We start from the raw sequence: 19,757 nt of genomic DNA, 5'->3' as shown, positions 1-19,757 counted from the left end.
TAGGTGGTTTTGTCTATTTATTCTGGATATCTGCATGTTTATATAGGCTTTTGGCTCTAAAGTGCCTAGATTGATATTCTGTATGAATTGTTTTTGTGGTTTTTTATAATTATTTACAAAAACATTTCTGTTTTTCGACATCGGAAGAAGTTTGTCATGTTTTGGATTCAAACACTTGAAGCTTGCTCGGATTCAAGATAAATATGACGCTGAAATTATTGCAGTAGTGGAAAAAACTGACTTTTGAAACTCAGGGAGTGTGTTTCAACAGCTTTAGTTACTACGGGATAGAAATGCACCATTTTGGGCCGGATCTTTCCTCTCCAACCCCGCCTAATAATGGACAGTAGACAAGGAGCAAGTTGTATATGCTGTCGTACTTTTTACGTCGATTGGCGTTGGTGATTCCAACGTTTCTCGGAATTACCATTCTTATCTTTGCTATCACGCGATTCGTACCTGGTGGTCCGGTTGAGCGCATGCTGTCTCAAATGCAAGCGCAAGGTGATGGTGCCGCATCAATGACTTCTGCGGGTGGTAACACCGCTCTTTCCGATGACCAAATCGCGGAGCTTAATGCTTTCTATGGTTTAGATAAGCCAGTTATGGAAGCGTATGTTGAATGGCTGAGCCGCTTAGTGACGTTGGACCTAGGTGAGTCAACACGTTACTACGAGCCAGTATCAGACATGATTGCGGAGCGTCTACCTGTCTCCTTATTCTATGGTGGGATGACCTTCTTTATCAGTTACTTTATCTCTATCCCACTTGGTTACTATAAAGCGTTGAAGCACGGTTCCGTGTTTGACTCCGCGTCTTCTATTCTTATTTTCGTTGGTTACGCCTTGCCTGGGTATGTGGTAGGTGTCCTCCTTATTACCTTGTTCAGTTATCACCTAGAGTGGTTCCCGATGGGAGGCTTCGTTGGTGATGATTTTGATGACTATGAGACCTTTTTTGAGCGAGCGAAAGACATTATGTGGCACGCGGTGCTGCCTTTGATCTGTTATCTCATCGGTGATTTTGCAACGTTGACGATGACGATGAAGAACAACCTAATGGAAAACCTATCATCTGATTACATTCGTACTGCCATTGCGAAAGGTTTGCCATTTAAGAAAGCGGTACGTAAGCACGCACTACGCAATAGCTTAATTCCTATCGCCTCTCACTTCGGTAACTCTCTGTTGTTCTTTATGACAGGTGCATTCCTTATTGAAGTAATTTTCAACATTGATGGCATCGGTCTGCTTGGCTATGAGTCCATCATGGAGCGCGATTATCCTGTAGTAATGGGCATCGTAGCTATCAACGCGGTATTACTGCTGATCGGTAATATCATTTCAGATATCTGTGTTGCTTTAGTCGACCCACGTGTGAAGTTTGGAGCGTAATATGATTAAAGTTAGCCCGTTAACTCAAAAGAAAATCCGCCACTTTAAAGAAATCAAACGTGGTTACTGGTCATTTGTGATCTTATCGACCATGTTGATCCTTTCTCTATTTGCGGAGTTGTTGATCAACAGTAAAGCGCTTGTCGTCAAATACGACGGTAGCTTTTACTTTCCTGTGGTGAGTGATGTGCGTTTAGGCAGCGAGTTTGGTCAAGCGTCTTCCAGTGAAGCGGATTACCGCGAGCTGCAAAAAGTCTTCGAAGCGGAAGGTGGTGATAACTTCGTTATTCTGCCGATTGTGCCGTGGAACCCGTACGAGCAAGATTTTAGCGGTAACTTCCCGCCAACGGCTCCAGATGCTGAGAGTAAACACTACCTTGGTACGGACGTGATTGGCCGAGACATCTTAGCTCGATTGGTTTACGGCTTTCGAACGGCGATGGGGTTTGCCTTGCTGACAATGGCAATCTCGTATGCGATTGGTACTGCTGTTGGCTGTGCGATGGGCTTTTGGGGCGGTAAGTTTGACCTGTTTGTTCAACGTTTGATCGAAGTGTGGTCTATGGTGCCGTTTTTGTACGTCATCATGATTTTAGTTTCGATAGTTCAGCCCACATTCACCTTATTCGTTGCCATCAACGTACTCTTTGGATGGATGGGGATGACGTGGTACATGCGTACCATGACTTATAAAGAATCAGCTCGTGAATACGTGATGGCTGCGCGCGCACTTGGTGCATCCACTGGACGTATTCTATTCAACCACATCTTGCCAAATACCATGGTTATGATTGTGACTCTTGCACCATTTACTATCGCTGCAAACATCACTGCACTGACGGCACTGGATTACCTAGGTCTTGGTTTGATGCCTCCAACGCCAAGTTGGGGTGAGTTGTTGCAACAAGGTAAGTCGAACCTAGACTCGCCATGGATCGTTGCATCAGTAGTGAGCTCGATTGTTCTGGTACTGGTTATGGTGACCTTTATCGGTGAAGCGATTCGAGCAGCATTCGACCCGAAAAAATTCACACGCTATGTTTAAGCATGCATTGTGAGCAAAACATAAAAAAGGGAAGTTTTATGAAAAAAATAATTTTAGCGTCCACGCTAAGCGCCCTAAGTTTTGGTGCGATGTCAGCGACGCTTCCGACTGACTTAAACTGGCAAACGAACTGGGATGAGCCGCAATATGGCTCTCCTGAAGCAAAGCGTGGTGGGACTTACCGCACTTATATGTCGAGCTTTCCCCAGACTCTACGCAGTGTTGGTCCTGATGCTAACTCTGGCTTACGCTCTTTCATCTTGGATGAAACGCCAGGGTTGGTGGTTCGCCACCCAGATACGCTTGAATTCATCCCAGAGCTAGCCAATGAGTGGGCATTAGCGGGTGACAATAAAACGGTTTATTTCAAACTGAACCCACAAGCTAAATGGTCGGATGGCAAGCCAGTCACGGCAGACGATTTTGTTTTTATGCTTAAGTTTTACCGCTCGAAAGACATTTTAGAGCCTTGGTACAACGACTATTACAACAAAACGGTAGCTGATGTTATCAAATTTGACGATCACACCTTCGCCGTGAAGGCTGCGAAAGAGCTCAACCCAGAAGAGTTGTTGTTGAGAATGGGGGCGCTACGTCCTCGTCCTGCTCATTTCTATGCGAATCCGAAGAAAGACGCGAACGGTGACGGCATTCATGATGATTTTGTGCGCTACTACAACTTTAAAAGTGAACCAACGACCAGTGCTTATTACTTAGCGGATATCAAAAAAGGTAAAAGCGTTACCTTTAAGCATGTAGGAGAGGACTGGTGGGGTTACACCAACAAGTACTACGAGAATCGCTATAACGTCGACAAAATTCGTATCACGGTTATCCGCGATAGTGATATTGCGATGAAGCACTTTGAAAAAGGTAAGTTGGACGCATTTGCGTTGGTTTTGCCAAGTCTATGGCATGATAAATCCAATACTGCCCCTTACCAAAAGGGTTACATTGAGAAGTTCTGGGGTTACAACCAATATCCCGTTGGTGCAGGTGGCGTGTGGATAAACACTGCTATGCCTCTACTTGATGATTTAAATATTCGCAAAGGGATCACTTACGCGACAGATTTCGACGGCATGATTGAGAATGTTATGCGTGGAGACTACAGCCGTAAACCCAACCCAACAGGCTTTGGGCATGGTAAGTACACTTTACCAGATGTGAAAGCGCCCAAGTTTGAACCAGAAAAAGCGGCGGTAGCGTTTGAAGCTGCAGGCTTCGATAAGATTGGTTCCGATGGTATTCGCGTGAATGATAAAGGTCAGCGTTTGAGCTTTGAATTGACGTACTCCTCTCCAGTTCATACACCGCGTATTGCTTTCTTACGTGAACAGGCAAAATTGGCAGGGTTGGACATTGAGCTGAAGCTGATTGATGGTTCATCGATGTTTAAGTATGTACGTGAGAAAAAACACGAACTTGCTTTCTTTGATATGGGTACTTCGGAAATCCCAACTTACTGGGAATACTTCCATTCCGTGAACGCCAACAAACCGCAAACGAACTCATTCACTAACTACAGCACGCCAGAGTTAGATGAAAAGATCATTGCGTATCGCTTTAACATGGACATGGATAAGAAGATCCAACTAGGTCATGAGATTCAGCGAGACATTATTGATGCGCACGTGATTGTTTCTGGCTACATGGTTCCTTACGTTCGTTATGGACACTGGCGTTGGTTGAAATTGCCAGAGAAACCAATGAATCGAATGACAGAAGCGTTGTTTAGTGGCGGAATTATCGGTGATGGCACGTATTGGATCGACAAAGACGTGAAGAAAGAAACCCAGAAAGCGATGAAGTCGGGTAAAACCTTTGAACCTGTTGTTGTCGTTGATGACACGTATAAGCTGTAAGGATGTGTTATGGAAAACGATGTAATCCTGAGTGTTAAAGACCTTGAGGTTGAATTCACTACTGATGATGGTCCGGTAAAAGTGCTGCATGGTGTGAATTTTGATGTTCGCGCTGGTCGTACGCTAGGCCTAGTAGGTGAATCCGGTAGTGGTAAGAGTGTTACCTCCATGTCTATCATGGGGCTGTTGCCAAAACCTTATGGCAATATCGTCAATGGTGAGATTGATTACCGTGGTACTAATTTAGTTACCTTACCAGCAGAAGAGATGTATGCCATGCGTGGTGACCGCATCTCAATCATCTTTCAAGATCCAATGACAGCGTTGAATCCAGTTCATTCAATCGGTCGTCAGCTTTGTGAAGTGCTAGAGCTGCATCGACCTGAACTTGGTAAGAAAGAGCGTGAAGCTTACGCGATAGAAATGTTGGCGAAAGTGAAAATTCCGATGCCGGAAAAACGCTTGAATGAGTACCCGCATAATCTATCGGGTGGTATGCGTCAGCGTGTGATGATTGCGATGGCGTTGGCGTGTAAACCAGACATTCTTATCTGTGATGAGCCAACTACGGCATTGGATGTAACGGTACAGGCGTCTATTCTTGAACTAATGAATGAACTTCAAGAAGAAACGGGTATGGCGATGATCTTCATTACTCATGACCTTGGTGTTGTTGCGGAAGTGTGCGATGACGTGGCAGTCATGTATGGCGGTCGTATTGTCGAAAAAGCTGAAATTTTCGAACTGTTTGACAACCCGCAACACCCGTACACAGAGCGTTTGATGGGTTTGATGCCAAGTTTAGATAATGAACCTAAGCAGATGATCGACATTAAACCGATTGATGCCAGTATGTTTGCTAGCTAACAGGTGCAAAGTGAACAAGTCATAAAAGAGGATGTTATGGCAAAAGAAGTATTAAGAATTGAAAATCTTAAGCAGCACTTTGTATCTGGTAAAGGACTGTTTAAGAAGGGATATACCATTAAAGCTGTTGATGGTGTGTCGTTGTCAGTAGGTCAGGGCGAGACCCTTGGGCTCGTCGGTGAGTCTGGTTGTGGAAAAAGCACACTAGGCCGTACGATCCTAAAGCTGTACGAACCGACAGAAGGTAAGATTTTCTTTGAAGGTAAAGACATTACCAAGTTTTCCGTCAAAGAAATGCGTTCGTTACGTAAGGACATGCAGATTGTCTTTCAGGACCCAATGGAGTCACTCAATCAACGTCATACGATTGGTATGATTCTCGAAGAGCCGTATGTGATTCATAAGATTGGTACATCTGCAGAGCGAAAACAGTGGGTGAAGGAGTTGCTTGTAAAAGTCGGTTTACCTGAAACCGCTGTAAACCGTTATCCACACGAATTTTCTGGCGGTCAACGTCAGCGTATCGGTATTGCTCGTGCCATTGCGCTAAAACCTAAATTGCTCATCTGTGATGAGTCGGTCTCTGCATTGGATGTGTCTGTTCAGGCGCAGATCTTGAATTTGTTACTGCAACTTCAGCAAGAAATGAACCTTGCAATCATCTTTATCTCTCATGATTTGTCTGTGGTGAAACATGTGTCTGATAAAGTGGCGGTGATGTATTTTGGTAAAGTAGTGGAAGCAGGTAACGCGAAGGAAATCTACGCAAACCCTCAAAATGATTACACCAAGAAACTCTTGTCCGCGATTCCGATTACACACCCGAAATATCGCAAGAAAAAGCGTTTAGCAGAAAAAAAGCAGCAAGTGGCGTAACGCCATCCGCTGAGTAAAATCATCATCGAAAAACGCTCCAATTGGTTGGAGCGTTTTTATTATGTGTGTTTTTTCTCGCTGAGAGAGGGCGCTCTTCAGCTTCTTGAAAAGAGCGTGCTACACTGCAAACTTATTCCTTTGATTTGTTTGGATAGTTGGCTATGCCGTCGCATTTACCTAAATCATTCAGTCGTCCATTTCTGAAAATCTTTCATGTGCTTGAAGCCGTGCTTCTGGTCGCCATTACTTTGGCAACTGTGTGGGCGATGGTGGAAGAGTTTATCCACATTTATGTACAAAAGCGTGTATCGCTTGATGACATCTTATTGATGTTTATTTATTTGGAAGTGCTCGCCATGGTCGGGCAGTTCGTGATGAATGGTAAGATACCCGTTCGTTACCCAATTTATATTGCCATGATGGCCATTGCTCGCTACATCACGCTTGGTATGAAAGAGCTCGATTCCGTGATGATAGTATGGCTCTCTTTAGCTGCGTTTATTCTGGCTGCGGCAACCTTGGTTATTCGAGTTGGTCATCATTATTGGCCGTATATAGATAATCAAACCGCCGAAAAAGACGAATGATGTTAAGCCTCGCTTCAGTGCGAGGCTTTATTTTTGCGTGAAGGGAAATCACATCCAAATGGCTTGGGGGGTAAAAAAGTGTAAAGTCATCTCAAGCCATCTTGTTTCTTGCTCTATTGATGAGTATCTTCACACTAACCTTTTCTTTTTCTGCCTGTTTGATGAGATATTGTGATGCTAGCGAAAAGCACATCGACAATTTACTTTCTGCTGAGTGTCTTGATTGCTTTTGCGCTTTCAAGCGGTCTCGCTCGTGCAGAAATACCATCAACGGCGAATCACATGGCGATGGCTGATTCTTTGCATATTAGCTACTGTGATTTGACCTTTGGCTCGGTAGAAAAGAACGAGTCAGGTTGCTGTGAACCGGGCGGAACATGCTTTGAAAAGCAGTGTTGTTCTCATGGTCACACATCGGGGACGGCTGTTGTTGAAACTCAGCCAAGATCTTATGAAGCGCCTTACAGAGATGAACTGGCGATAAGCAAAATCGCGCTCTATACCAGTGCAGACATGCACTCTCACTATCGTCCTCCGATAGCTTAATTCCTATCTCGCAGCATTTCGCTGCCAACAACTTTACTGCACGTAATGCCGTGCGAATTTGTTACGCGTGTAAATAGCTTTCTATTTGCACCATCCTGTGATGGGAATGAAAAATGAAAACCAATCTAATTGCTCGTACCGAGCAACTTGCTGTGCGCCTGCCACACCTTGTTACCAACGGAAAATCGGGAGGTCGTCATGACGCATAAGCATTTACCAATCATCTTATTTGTGTCTGTGTGTTTGATTTGGGGCACCACGTGGTTTGCGATGGAAGTGGCGGTGCAAACTATTCCGCCCATCTTTGCTACCGGTCTGCGCTTCCTGATCGCTGCGCCGCTATTAATCATGTTGGCGAAACACCTCAAACAACCTTTGTTCTTCCCGAAAGGGAAAGTGTTCTGGATGTTTGTTGTCGCGATTTTCTATTTCGCGATTCCATTTACCTTGATGATTTTTGGCGAACAGTATATTTCATCGGGTCTTGCCTCGATCATCTTCGCCAATATGCCAATCGCAGTCATGGTGACATCAAGCCTGTTCCTTGGGCTTAGGTTACGTAAATCTCAGATTGCCGGTCTTTTGGTGGCGGTTCTGAGCTTAATTCTGATTCTGGCGAAAGAGATGAGTTTAGGTGGCGAGGATTATCTGCTGGGCTTTCTCGCTTTAGGTGGGGCGGTCGCGATTCATGCGGTGATGTACGTGTTTGTTGAAAAGTTCTGTAAAGGCATTCCAGTGCTGACTTACAACGCCTTTCCAAGCTTTGTTGCTTCAGCCTTGCTCTTTATCACCTCACTGATCGTCGAACAGCCGGATCTTTCTCAGTTCTCGTTGGATTCGATTACCGCTGTGATTTATCTCGGTATGTTTGCCAGCGTTGGTGGCATTGTGGCGTACTTTAAGCTTGGACAAGTGTCGACGCCGTTTACCGCCTCGATCTGTTTTCTGTTTTTCCCGTTGATTGCGCTTAGCCTTTCAACATGGATTGTGGGTAACAGTTTGTCGTTGGTTTCTGTCGCTCTGCTGCTGCCATTATTGGGCGGTATTTTTGTCACTAAAGCTGAACCTACTTTCTGGCAGCGTTTTCGCCTGAAGTCTGCAGAGCAAAAGCCTGTGCTATGTGAACATTGTATGAAGAATATCAATGCCTAACATAGGCTAAACATCATGAAAAAGCCCCATTTGATTGGGGCTTTTGACGTATTGCTATTTACCTTGCTCGTTACGCAGATACATGATGGCAACCATGCTAAAGCCAATAAATTGCCATAGATATTGTCCATCACTTGCACCTGTAATGGTTTGGGTGAAAGCCATACAACCCGTTACGAACAGAGATGCAAAAGCTGCATAGAGTAGCCACGGACGTTCTTTACCAGCCATAAACTCGCCTGCCAGCACCGAGCGAATCACCAATAAAAACGGTAAGCATTGCAAAGCAATGAGAATCGGGAACATAAAGTCAAACGTTGGGCTCAGCAGTGCATGACCGACTTGGCTCTTATCCCACGTTCCAACGATATAACCTTTCCAGCCAGCCCAAGTATCACCTGCATAGGCGGTATCAGGCGTGATGATGCCAAGTAGCACACCCATCACTTTATCGATAAAGCCATTTTTGAACCAAAAGACGAACAGAAAGATCTGGATTGGAATGATCTGAAAAGCAAACTTCTTCAACATGTGTGTATCCCAAGAAATGAATGATTTGGTTTACAAGTATGTGGAAGGTGCGTTTTTTACGCTTGATGCAAGGCAAGCGAGTTGAACTCCAAACAAAAATCAAACATCCAGAATATCCATCAGCATTGGGGAGGCTGACTTAACAATAGGCGAGAGCAGCGATTTTTCGTTCTGGCTTATTTGAGGCTATTCTGCTGTTTGGAATAGGTTTGCTTTTTGTGAAGATTCAATAAGATCAAACATTTGACCGTTATGCTCTTTTTTCATCTCCGTATAGCGTTGGTAATTGTATTGCGAGCCTTTCGGGTTATCTGCGAGTTTGTCAGCCACGCTGAGTAAGTAGAAACTGATTGGGCTTGGCGTGCTTTCTGCTGCATAAAACAAGTAGGGGAAGGCTTGATTCGGGTGCTGGTTGATAAGTAAAGCAAGCCCCAAAGTGAGATTGGCAATATCACAGCGTGGGTTCAGTTCGAACGCCTGCTTAGCTGAGTGAAGCGCCTGTTCGCGATCTTCTTGTTTGTGCTCGCGTAAGTAAGCTAAAGATTCAGAATAAGACAACAAAGCACTGACCAAGTAGCTGTCTCGCCCTTGTTGTTGAATCGTATTTAGCTGCTGAGCAATATCCGAAAAAGCGGGACCACCCTTACCTTGATAGAAAAGAGAAATCCCTTCAGAGATCACTTTCCAATCGTCATAGTTACTGATGGAAGTCACGCGGTGGCTAGCCACTTCGTAGTCGGAACTCATTGGTGCAATGATGGCTTTGATTTCTAAAATCACATCACCGATAGCATCGAAGAAGTTATCTTGGTTAAACGTCTTCTCTACCTTTTGGCTCTGGTTGGGTTGATGGTTGTTTTGCACCAAGACGCTAAGCACATAATTGCCTTCTACTTTCTTAATCCAACTTTTGAGCTCAACACCGTGGTTGGCAAGAGACTGCTTACTTTGTTGGGATAACTGAGAATAGTGATAACCGGATAGGTTTTTGGCTGAATTTAGCCCATAGAAGAGATAGTTATATACGCTTTCTGCCATTTCAAAGTCGCTGGTGGAATCAAGCGTAATATCATGAATATAAACGGGCACTACGTCACTTTGTTGTGCGGTGATCACCGTGGTGTCATCAATGGTGTCACCATTTTGCACTGCCCAAGCCGCAATAATTCCAACAGTCAGGATTGTCGCTACAGCTAAAACTAAGCGCTTGTTTTTAGGCTTAGTGGTACGAGTAAGTAAAACGGCTTCTTCAGTGATTGGAGTGGGCGTTATGCTTGGCTCAGTCACTTCGATATCAAATAAGTAACCTTGCTTAGGAATGGTCTGAATGATGCGATACGGACGCATTTTGTCTTGAAGCTGACTGCGCAGTAGACTGATCACTTGTCTCACCAAGTTGTCGGAAACCTGTGTTCTTTGCCAGACATCGGCGGCTATTTGCTGGGTACTCAGTACTTTCCCACGGTTCTCGATAAAGTAGCTCAGCAATCTTGCTTGCAATGGTTCTAAATGAATCTCCTCATTATCAATCATCAACTGATTTTTATCAGGATAGAAAGAAATAGGGGAGTCATGTTGCAGGATGAAGCAATGCGAGCGAGTCATAGCGATTCAATGGTTTAGAAGTAACCACACAAGCCTATTGGTTTTATAAATAGGAAGCAAGTTCAGCATCAGCAAATAAAAAGCCCCGCAGTGCGAGGCTTTTTGATATCTCATCAAGGTCTTTTATTACTCGATGTTCTGGATCTGTTCGCGCATTTGCTCAATCAGAACTTTCAGTTCAACACCTGATGCGGTGATGTCTGTGCTGATAGATTTTGACGCTAGTGTGTTCGATTCACGGTTGAACTCTTGCATCATGAAGTCCAGACGACGACCGACTGCGCCACCTTTTTTCAAGATGTTTGTGGTCTCTTTCACGTGAGAGTCAAGACGGTCTAGCTCTTCTGCTACGTCTGATTTTTGTGCCAGAAGGATAAGTTCTTGTTCAACGCGAGATGGGTCTAGCTCTACTTTTGCATCTTCAAACTTCGAGAACAGACGCTCACGTTGCCACTCTAGGATTTCTGGCATGCGTGCGCGCACTTTCACAACTTCTGATGTGATCGCTTCTAGGCGTTGCTCGATAAGCGCTTTCATGTTGTCGCCTTCACGGCCACGCGCTTCGATGAACTCGCTGATTGCTTCGTCAAAAGCAGCAAGCAGTTCTTTGTTAACTTCATCCATGTTTTGCTCTGGAGTTTCCATCACGCCAGGCCATTGCATTACTTGGAATGGGTTGATGCGGCTTAGCTCACCAGTCATGTGCATCACTTGCTCAGCGGCTTTGATCACTTGGTTTGCCAGTGCTTCATTGATGCTTAGTTCAGCTTTTGCTGCTGGGTTAGCTTCAAAACGCAGGCTACATTCTACTTTGCCGCGTGCTAGGCGCTTACGAAAACGCTCACGCAGTACTGGTTCAAGAGCTCGGAACTGCTCAGGCATACGGAAGTAAGTTTCTAGGTAGCGTTGGTTTACACTGCGGATTTCCCACACCGCGCTACCCCAATCGCCTTTCACTTCTTTACGCGCGTACGCTGTCATACTGTAAATCATTGAATTTTCCTGTCTTCTAATTTGCTGAAAATTACCCCGCAATAGTAGCACAGCAAGATGGCAGTGGCTTTGCTATTCTGAGTCGAGATTGTCCAGATAGCTTTATTTAATCGATTCCGTTATAATCTGCGCCCAACCAAATCGTCTTCTCCTCATTACTTAAGGTAGATGCCCATGCGTCCAAACGATCGCAAGGCGGATCAAGTTCGCCCAATCAAAATTACTCGTAACTACACAGCTTACGCTGAAGGCTCAGTGTTAGTTGAATTTGGTAACACCAAAGTGTTGTGTAATGCGACCGTTGAAGAGTCTGTGCCTCGTTGGCTAAAAGGTCAAGGTAAAGGCTGGGTAACGGCTGAATACGGCATGCTACCTCGTGCAACTCACTCGCGTACTCGTCGTGAAGCAGCGAACGGTAAGCAAGGCGGTCGTACTATGGAAATCCAACGCTTGATCGCTCGTAGCCTACGCGCTGTGGTTGATCTACAAGCGATGGGTGAGTTCATGATCACAGTTGACTGTGATGTTATCCAAGCAGACGGCGGCACTCGTACTGCATCTATCAGCGGCGCAAGCGTTGCAATGGCAGACGCGTTTCAACACCTAGTGGATAGCGGCAAGCTAAAAGCAAACCCAATGAAAGGTCACGTAGCGGCAGTTTCAGTTGGTTTGCTAGGCGATGATGTTCTGTGTGACCTTGAGTACGTTGAAGATTCAGCGGCAGACACAGACATGAACGTTGTGATGACAGAAGAAGGCAAGATGATTGAAATTCAGGGCACCGCAGAAGGTGAACCGTTTAGTCATGAGCAACTGATGGCTCTGTTAGAGTCGGCGAAAGTCGGCATTACGGAAATTGTCGCAGCGCAGAAGGCGGCGTTAGCCAATTGATTTAGATAGCTCCCATTATGGGGGCTATTTTTTTATCTCCGTCGTATATGAATCTACAGCGTTGTTCGCTTCATTTTTCTACCCTAATCACATAGAAAACTATGCTCATAGGGATAGAAAAACTTGCTGCCTAGCTGTAAATCCATCTACTTAGGAGATAACGCATTAGTGTTTATTAACTGCTTGGGAATATGGATACCAAGCCTGCATTTAGAGAGAAAATAATGAAAGCATACCAGCGTGAATTTATTGAGTTTGCACTTGAGAAAGAAGTTCTTAAGTTTGGTGAGTTTACTTTGAAATCTGGCCGTAAAAGCCCGTACTTCTTTAACGCTGGTCTTTTCAATACTGGTCGTGACCTAGCGCGTCTTGGTCGTTTTTATGCCGCAGCGCTTGCGGATTCAGGCATTGAGTTTGATGTGCTGTTTGGTCCAGCGTACAAAGGTATTCCAATCGCGACGACAACAGCAGTAGCGCTAGCGGATCACCACGATATCGACACGCCTTACTGCTTCAACCGTAAAGAAGCGAAAGACCACGGCGAAGGCGGTAACCTTGTAGGCTCTGCGCTTGAAGGTCGTATTATGCTAGTGGATGACGTAATCACAGCAGGTACTGCGATTCGTGAATCGATGGAAATCATTCAAGCAAATGGCGCTGACCTTGCTGGTGTGTTGGTTGCGATTGACCGCCAAGAAAAAGGCAAAGGTGAGTTGTCTGCGATTCAAGAAGTGGAGCGTGACTTTGGTTGTGCAATCATCTCAATCGTTAGCCTGACTGACCTTGTGACTTTCCTTGAAGAGAAAGGTACAGACAAAGAGCATCTAGAAGCAGTCAAAGCGTACCGCGCAGAATACGGCATTTAATTCTGAATTTGGAAAGCGAGATTTTCTATCGCGTTTGTTCCTCACTGTAGGAAATGACATTAATGAGATTGTTCATTGGTCATCGTCATTTTCAAGAGGAAGAACGATGAATTGGGAGTCTGGTATTACCAGAAAGAAAAAGGGGCTGGTGGTTATCCATCAGCCCCTTTTTAATCTGTCGACGTCGCCTATTTGTAGCGAATGCCCTTCGGCGTGCTTTCGTCAGGCATTGTTTTATAGCGTTTATGTAGCCACATCCATTGCTCTGGTGCGCGCAGAATCACTTCTTCTACAAAGGTGTTCATATAAGCCGCTGCTGCGACTTCATCCTTTTTCGGATAGTCGGCTTCAATGCACTTATCAGCAATGATTTCATACTTGCCATCTTTATTGCGGAAACCAGAACCCGGAATAATCGAGCACTTAGATGTGTAAGCCAAAATACTAGTGCCAGTTGTGGTGCATGCATCTTCGACCGCAAAGAACGGCACAAATACAGATTTGTTGCGACCGTAATCGTGGTCTGGCAGGTAGAACAAGCGCTCACCGCTGCGTAGAACGCGAATCATTTGTTTAACGTCTTTACGGTCAATCAGTTTGTTGCCGTTATGTGTGCGCCCCCAATACTGGATGAAGTTGTACGCAGGGTTGTCATGCGGACGGAACGCACCGTACCCAGCCACGCCAAGAACCGCAAAAGCGCGCGCTGTGATCTCAAGGTTAAGAGCATGAACACAGCACAGTAGGACACCTTTGCCTTCTGCGGCTTTTTCACGAAGTGCGACTAGGTCTTTCTCAATGATCAGCGTTTTGAAACGCCACGTTGGCCAAAACCAAGTGATGCCCGTTTCAATTAACGCCATACCGGTGTTTTTGAAGTTCTCTTCAACAATATGTTGAATCTCTTCTGCTGGCTTATCTGGAAATGCCAACTCTAGGTTAAGCGTTGCAACATGCACACGCTTTTTACCATAGCGCATGCCGATGTGACCGAGCGTACGACCTAACGATAGCAGCATGCGGTATGGAAGAATATTAACTACGATAGCCAAAAAGCCAAAGCCGAGCCAAACGCCCCAGTGGCGAGGGTGGAGAAGGGAAAGAGAAAACTCCGGCTTAGTGAATTTGTCTTTACTCATAATCTCTACTTAATTTGTGCGCTAAGAAGTGCCCAGTACTCGTCAAAGTTTGCCGTTGGTTGGTATTTGAAGTCACTGCGAACAAAGCGGTTCAAGCTACCTTCAACTTGCCCTAGGATCTGAGCGGCTAAAATGCGCTCTTCAACGGGGAAAGATTTACCTTCACGGATCTTACGTTCACGCAGGATTTGACGAAGTTGCGTTTCGATGCGCTCAAACAACTGGTTGATGCGATCGCGTAGGCGCTCATTTTCAAACATTAGAGCATGACCAGAAAGAATGCGTGTCAAACCTGGGTTACGTTCTGAGAATGCCAAGATAAGATGCATAACCAAGCGAATGCGTTCTAGCGTGTCTTTCTCATCATCCAAAATACGGTTGATACGTGTCATGAGTGCTTCTTCAATGAACTCAATCAAGCCTTCAAACATGCGAGCTTTACTTGGGAAGTGACGGTAAAGTGCCGCTTCTGAAACACCGACTTGCTTAGCCAATTTTGCCGTAGTAATGCGTGAAGCGCCTTCTGTAGATTCAAGCATCTGTGCGAGAGCTTGCAAGATTTCTTCACGACGATTGGATTTTTTACTGCCGGCCATTAGTTACTTCCTTTCAAAATACAAAGTTGAGCGGAGGGGATTATAAGACGCTATTTGGCATCAAACTAGACTAGCGAGGGTGTAATGGGAGCTTTAACACCCTCAGTTGTCATGTTTGTACCAAATTTGTGCCAGTTTTCGATGAAAACGAAAGGGTTATTGCATTAAATCATGCATCTTTTCTAAGATTTTGAAGCTCAATGCTTCTTTTGATTCCAATGCTAACGCCAGTTCGCCTTGCGACCAGAACAGGGTGATGGCGTTGTCGTTACTGTTAAAGCCTTGACCTTCAACTGATACATCGTTCGCACAAATCATGTCGAGGTTCTTCTTCACCAGTTTGCCACGAGCGTAAGTAGCGACATCGTTGGTTTCGGCTGCGAAGCCAACCGTGAATGGACGTTGCTCAGTCATATTGGCAACGGTCGCTACGATATCAGGGTTTTTCACCATATTGATGGTCATCTGGTCGTTGTTTTCAGTCTTTTTTAACTTTTGAGACGCTACATTTTCTGGGCGGTAATCCGCCACTGCCGCACAGCTAATGAAAGCATCGTGGTTAGGCGCGTGAGTTGTCACAGCAGCATGCATCTCTTGAGCACTCGCAACGTTGATACGCTCAACACCTGCTGGCGTATTCAAGCTTACAGGTCCGCTGATAAGCGTTACTTTGGCTCCCAACTGTGCTGCGGCATTCGCTAATGCAAAGCCCATTTTTCCTGAGCTGTGGTTAGAGATGTATCGCACTGGATCAATCGCTTCACGAGTCGGCCCCGCGGTGATCAATACTGATTTTCCTGCTAACAGTTTTGGTTGGAAGAACTGTTCACACAAACCGACAAGTTGCATTGGCTCTAGCATACGACCAGGACCAATGTCACCACATGCTTGTTCACCTGCCGCAGGTCCCCAGATATGCATACCACGGCGTGCCAGTGTTGCGATATTTTCTTGGGTTGCGACGTTACGGTACATCTGCTGATTCATTGCTGGTGAAACAGCGATAGGAGAATCTGTCGCAAGTACTAACGTGGTGAGCAAATCATTGCCCATGCCTGCCGACATACGTGCAATCAAATCTGCAGTTGCAGGTGCAAGAAGAACCAAATCTGCCCATTTTGCCAGTTCAATGTGACCCATTGATGCTTCTGCCGCAGGGTCTAACAAGCTGTCCGACACCGGACGCCCAGAGACTGCCTGCATGGTTAAGGGAGTAATGAACTCCTTCGCCGCTTTGGTCATCACTACTTGAACTTGTGCGCCTCTTTCTATTAGGCGACGGGTTAGCTCCGCACATTTATACGCGGCAATACCGCCACTGATGCCGAGTAGAATTTTCTTTCCTGCTAGTGTTTGCATGTGAGATCTCCAATTTTTCTGGCGACGAGTTTAGCACAACTGAATCTCTCACCGCCCACGCAAATCTGATCAGAAGCTAATCCATATCAAACTACCGAATATTAATTGCTGAGCCTTATATAAAACTTTTGCTTACTTCACAGACAATCTCTGTCTGCTCTGCAAGATAGAAAGGGAAAAATAACAATAATGAGGTAGTGGAATAAGATGGTGTTGAAAAGTCGAAGTAAATTGCTGCTGGTGACTCTGATCCCTTTGTTGTTGATCACCACATTGATCTCGGTGGTGTATTACATCAATGGTAGTAATAGCTTAGAAGCGGAACTAGCTCGAGATAGACAAGAGCTGATTGATACACGTAAAAAAGAGCTGCAAGCCTACATGATGATGGGTGTTACAGCGATAAAGCCGCTTTACGATACGGACGTAAACGGCAATAACAAAGAAGCGGCAAAAGAAATTCTCAAAGCGATGCGTTTTGAAAGCGACGGTTATTTCTTTGCTTATGATTCAAAAGGGGTCAACACGCTGCATGCGATTAAGCCATCCCTAGAAGGTAAAAACCTTATCGGCTTGAAAGATGAAAATGGCGTAGCAGTGATTGGCGGACTGATTGATGCATCTAAGAACGGAGATGGTTTCCTTTATTTCTCTTGGCATAAACCAACTATTGATGCGCAAGCTCCAAAATTAGGTTATGCCGAGTACTTGTCTAAGTGGGACTGGGTGCTTGGTACGGGCATCTATATTGATGATATTGATCAGCAAGTGGCAATGCAGCGTGAACAGCGTACACAAGAGTTGAATGAACATACGATCTCAGCGGTAACAATCTCGGTTATCGGGCTCATTATTACTAGCGTACTTACCAGCATCATCGTCTCCAAAGGTATTCTTCCGTTGCAACACATTGCCGCTTCTTTACAAGACGTGGCTGCCGGTGGCGGCGATTTGACGGCTCGTCTGAAAATTGAAAGTAAAGATGAAGTCGGTGAGGTAGCCTCGGCATTTAATGAGTTTATGGATAAGCTTCATCCGCTAATGCAGGACATTCAGCGCTCTGCCAATACAGTACAAAGCGTCTCTGGACAATTGGATCAGCAAACGTCTCAAGCCAGTGCTCAAATGCAAAACCACTGCCTCGAAACTGATAAGGTGGTAACAGCAGTAACACAAATGAGCATGACGGCAAAAGAGGTCGCAAGTAATACCAATGCTACTGCTCAGGCGATTGACGATGCGAACGAACAAGTGACCGAGGCGCAGCGCGAAGTCGATCAAGCGATTGATGGCATTAGCAAGCTGGTCGATGAAGTGAACAGTACTTCTGATGCGATTGCAGAACTGAGCCAACAAACTGAGCAGATTACTAAGGTGCTCGATGTTATTGGTGAAATTGCCGAGCAGACCAACTTACTCGCATTGAATGCTGCGATTGAAGCTGCACGTGCTGGCGAGCAAGGTCGAGGTTTTGCTGTGGTGGCTGATGAGGTTCGCTCGTTAGCCAGTCGAACACAAAACAGCACCCATGAAATTGGCGATATGCTCAAGCAACTACAAACTGGTGTTTCGAGAGCGGTGACCACTATGTCGGCTAGCCAAGAGCGCGGCGCGAAGACCGTTGAAGAGTCGTCAATGATTCAGCAATCGCTGTCCGGCGTGCACCATTCTATCGGAACAATTCGAGATATGGGCATTCAAACCGCTTCTGCGGCTGAAGAGCAAAGTGCTGTTGCTGAAGACATCAACCAGAATCTAGTGGCGATTCAGCAAATCGTGAATCGTATTAATGACACACTTCAGCATGCGGAAGGCATCAGTACTCAGTTGTCACAGTCAGGATCTGAAATTCACGATCTGGTTGGAAATTTCAAGCTTTGATGGATCGCTTGATTACATAGAAAAGCAGTGGCTAACGAAAAAAGCGAAAGTCAGGTTCGACTTTCGCTTTTTATTTTGTGCAATAGGTGCTCACTCATCAATCGAGCCGACTAATGACACTGAAAACCTTGCCTAACGAGTCCATGCCAAGAGAAAAATTGCTGCAACGCGGTCCGCAAGCGCTATCGGATGCGGAGTTACTTGCAATTTTCCTACGTACAGGCACGCAAGGCATGAACGTAATAGAGCTTTCTGACTTTCTTATTCAAGACTTTGGATCACTGCGCCAGTTGTTTTCGGCTTCAGAGAAAGAGTTTTGCCAGCATAAAGGGTTAGGACAAGCCAAGTATGTGCAGTTGCAAGCTGTTTTGGAAATGACACAACGCTATTTAGCTGAGACATTAAAGCGTGGTGATGCGTTAACCAGTCCAGAACAAACCAAACTTTACCTTTCCTCTATATTAAGAGACCGTCAAAGAGAGGCTTTTTACATTCTTTTCTTAGATAACCAGCATCGAGTGATAAAAGATGAGATTTTATTTGAAGGCACACTCGATGCGGCGTCAGTTTATCCAAGAGAAGTGGTCAAACGCGCCTTGTACCATAATGCCGCTGCGTTAATTCTGGCACACAACCATCCATCTGGTGTAGCGGAGCCGAGCCAAGCAGACAGAAGGATTACGCGGCGTTTAGTTGATGCATTAGCACTGGTGGATATTCGGATTTTGGACCATTTCGTTATCGGAGATGGGGAAAGCGTCTCTTTTGCCGAAAGAGGTTGGATATAACTGTGCGTTTTTTAGGTTGTTAGTTGCTAAAAATCTGCTATCATCCTCGCCACTAAATTTTTAACTGAATTCAGCTTGGACTGCTAGAAAAAACCTGCTGTCTAAAAAAAGATCACGAAAACCTGTAAAAAGGATCTGTTCGGGTCTTGAGCAATGCATATCAAGTTAGTATAATGCGCGACCTTTGATAGCCTTGTATGGATTTTCCATAGCGGTTCTTAACCTCTAACTTCTTTCCAAGAAATAGAGAGGTTCGGCCACCAAGGTTGATATCGAGCTGAAACGATTTTGGAGAAGACATTCATGTCACGAGTATGCCAAGTAACTGGTAAGCGTCCAGTAACGGGTAACAACCGTTCACACGCACGAAATGCTACTAAGCGTCGTTTTCTGCCGAACCTACAAACTCATCGTTTCTGGGTAGAGAGCGAAAAACGTTTTGTTAAACTACGCCTATCTGCAAAAGGTATGCGTATCATCGACAAGAAGGGTATTGATACTGTTCTTGCTGATATGCGTGCACGTGGCGAAAACGTTTAAGAGGAAATAGGCAATGGCAAAGAAAGGCGTTCGTGAGAAAATCCGTCTAGTATCTTCAGCAGGTACAGGCCACTTCTACACAACTGATAAGAACAAGCGTAACATGCCAGGCAAATTTGAGATCAAGAAATTTGATCCAGTTGTACGCCAGCACGTTATGTACAAAGAAGCGAAAATCAAATAATTGATTTTGTCTCTTTGACGATTTAAAAAACCCAGCTCTCGAGCTGGGTTTT

At 45.2% G+C, this 19,757-nt stretch carries 20 protein-coding genes; 14 read left to right on the top strand and 6 right to left on the bottom strand.

The features are described from left to right. Positions 1 to 368 precede the first annotated feature (368 nt). The 8 genes from QMY49_RS13790 (at position 369) to QMY49_RS13755 (ending at position 8,332) form a co-directional block, all read left to right on the top strand. On the top strand, positions 369 to 1,394 hold the full coding sequence (locus QMY49_RS13790) for an ABC transporter permease subunit (protein ID WP_005434432.1): 1,026 nt from the start codon (positions 369 to 371) through the stop codon (positions 1,392 to 1,394). A 1-nt stretch (position 1,395) separates the two neighbouring features. Beyond that, complete coding sequence (locus QMY49_RS13785; protein ID WP_283312039.1) at positions 1,396 to 2,439, top strand: ABC transporter permease; 1,044 nt, start codon at positions 1,396 to 1,398, stop codon at positions 2,437 to 2,439. Positions 2,440 to 2,477: 38 nt separating this feature from the next. Beyond that, on the top strand, positions 2,478 to 4,304 hold the full coding sequence (locus QMY49_RS13780) for an extracellular solute-binding protein (protein WP_283312037.1): 1,827 nt from the start codon (positions 2,478 to 2,480) through the stop codon (positions 4,302 to 4,304). Positions 4,305 to 4,313: 9 nt separating this feature from the next. After that, complete coding sequence (locus QMY49_RS13775) at positions 4,314 to 5,171, top strand: ABC transporter ATP-binding protein (RefSeq protein WP_005449382.1); 858 nt, start codon at positions 4,314 to 4,316, stop codon at positions 5,169 to 5,171. Positions 5,172 to 5,207: 36 nt separating this feature from the next. Further along, on the top strand, positions 5,208 to 6,047 hold the full coding sequence (locus QMY49_RS13770; RefSeq protein ID WP_017817188.1) for an ABC transporter ATP-binding protein: 840 nt from the start codon (positions 5,208 to 5,210) through the stop codon (positions 6,045 to 6,047). A gap of 161 nt (positions 6,048 to 6,208) precedes the next feature. Continuing rightward, the gene (locus tag QMY49_RS13765; RefSeq protein WP_005449378.1) at positions 6,209 to 6,634 is read left to right on the top strand and encodes a phosphate-starvation-inducible protein PsiE; all 426 of its coding nucleotides are present in this window, start codon (positions 6,209 to 6,211) and stop codon (positions 6,632 to 6,634) included. 174 nt (positions 6,635 to 6,808) lie between these two features. Next, positions 6,809 to 7,180, top strand: coding sequence for a hypothetical protein (locus tag QMY49_RS13760; protein WP_283312034.1), 372 nt, complete (start codon positions 6,809 to 6,811; stop codon positions 7,178 to 7,180). 198 nt (positions 7,181 to 7,378) lie between these two features. After that, positions 7,379 to 8,332, top strand: coding sequence for a DMT family transporter (locus QMY49_RS13755; RefSeq protein WP_274790428.1), 954 nt, complete (start codon positions 7,379 to 7,381; stop codon positions 8,330 to 8,332). 54 nt (positions 8,333 to 8,386) lie between these two features. Here the strand turns inward: QMY49_RS13755 and QMY49_RS13750 are convergent, their stop codons facing one another. From QMY49_RS13750 to QMY49_RS13740, 3 genes are all read right to left on the bottom strand, one after another. Further along, a complete protein-coding gene (locus QMY49_RS13750) occupies positions 8,387 to 8,863 on the bottom strand; it encodes a hypothetical protein (RefSeq protein ID WP_009698961.1) in 477 nt (158 codons plus the stop codon). A gap of 186 nt (positions 8,864 to 9,049) precedes the next feature. Then, entirely contained in the window at positions 9,050 to 10,468 is a 1,419-nt protein-coding gene (locus QMY49_RS13745; RefSeq protein WP_283312032.1) for a winged helix-turn-helix domain-containing protein, read from the bottom strand. A 126-nt stretch (positions 10,469 to 10,594) separates the two neighbouring features. Then, entirely contained in the window at positions 10,595 to 11,461 is an 867-nt protein-coding gene (locus QMY49_RS13740; RefSeq protein WP_038883423.1) for a YicC/YloC family endoribonuclease, read from the bottom strand. A 174-nt stretch (positions 11,462 to 11,635) separates the two neighbouring features. Between QMY49_RS13740 and rph the strand changes: the two genes are divergently transcribed. Then, the gene (rph, locus tag QMY49_RS13735; protein ID WP_005430192.1) at positions 11,636 to 12,352 is read left to right on the top strand and encodes a ribonuclease PH; all 717 of its coding nucleotides are present in this window, start codon (positions 11,636 to 11,638) and stop codon (positions 12,350 to 12,352) included. A gap of 224 nt (positions 12,353 to 12,576) precedes the next feature. After that, complete coding sequence (pyrE, locus tag QMY49_RS13730; RefSeq protein ID WP_005379384.1) at positions 12,577 to 13,218, top strand: orotate phosphoribosyltransferase; 642 nt, start codon at positions 12,577 to 12,579, stop codon at positions 13,216 to 13,218. A 188-nt stretch (positions 13,219 to 13,406) separates the two neighbouring features. On the opposite strand, the gene QMY49_RS13725 is transcribed toward pyrE, so the two are convergent. The 3 genes from QMY49_RS13725 to coaBC all read right to left on the bottom strand — a co-directional run bounded on the left by QMY49_RS13725 (position 13,407) and on the right by coaBC (position 16,312). After that, positions 13,407 to 14,357: a Kdo(2)-lipid IV(A) acyltransferase gene (locus QMY49_RS13725; protein WP_283312027.1), complete on the bottom strand. Its 951-nt coding sequence runs from the start codon at positions 14,355 to 14,357 to the stop codon at positions 13,407 to 13,409. A 5-nt stretch (positions 14,358 to 14,362) separates the two neighbouring features. Continuing rightward, entirely contained in the window at positions 14,363 to 14,953 is a 591-nt protein-coding gene (gene slmA / locus QMY49_RS13720; RefSeq protein ID WP_005449362.1) for a nucleoid occlusion factor SlmA, read from the bottom strand. A 156-nt stretch (positions 14,954 to 15,109) separates the two neighbouring features. Continuing rightward, on the bottom strand, positions 15,110 to 16,312 hold the full coding sequence (gene coaBC, locus QMY49_RS13715; protein WP_005449360.1) for a bifunctional phosphopantothenoylcysteine decarboxylase/phosphopantothenate--cysteine ligase CoaBC: 1,203 nt from the start codon (positions 16,310 to 16,312) through the stop codon (positions 15,110 to 15,112). 207 nt (positions 16,313 to 16,519) lie between these two features. Between coaBC and QMY49_RS13710 the strand changes: the two genes are divergently transcribed. The 4 genes from QMY49_RS13710 to rpmG all read left to right on the top strand — a co-directional run bounded on the left by QMY49_RS13710 (position 16,520) and on the right by rpmG (position 19,705). Then, complete coding sequence (locus tag QMY49_RS13710) at positions 16,520 to 18,193, top strand: methyl-accepting chemotaxis protein (RefSeq protein ID WP_033008803.1); 1,674 nt, start codon at positions 16,520 to 16,522, stop codon at positions 18,191 to 18,193. A gap of 113 nt (positions 18,194 to 18,306) precedes the next feature. Then, positions 18,307 to 18,981 carry a RadC family protein gene (gene radC / locus QMY49_RS13705; protein WP_061065537.1) on the top strand — a complete coding sequence of 225 codons (675 nt, stop codon included), beginning with the start codon at positions 18,307 to 18,309 and terminating at the stop codon, positions 18,979 to 18,981. A 303-nt stretch (positions 18,982 to 19,284) separates the two neighbouring features. After that, positions 19,285 to 19,521, top strand: coding sequence for a 50S ribosomal protein L28 (gene rpmB, locus QMY49_RS13700; RefSeq protein WP_005384783.1), 237 nt, complete (start codon positions 19,285 to 19,287; stop codon positions 19,519 to 19,521). 13 nt (positions 19,522 to 19,534) lie between these two features. Beyond that, positions 19,535 to 19,705: a 50S ribosomal protein L33 gene (gene rpmG / locus QMY49_RS13695; RefSeq protein WP_004410866.1), complete on the top strand. Its 171-nt coding sequence runs from the start codon at positions 19,535 to 19,537 to the stop codon at positions 19,703 to 19,705. Positions 19,706 to 19,757 lie beyond the last annotated feature (52 nt).

Origin of the sequence: Vibrio harveyi (assembly GCF_030060435.1) — a bacterium.
GTDB lineage: Bacteria > Pseudomonadota > Gammaproteobacteria > Enterobacterales > Vibrionaceae > Vibrio > Vibrio harveyi.
The sequence above is the reverse complement of the archived record's forward strand: the minus strand, read 5'-3'. Positions and strand labels throughout refer to the sequence as shown.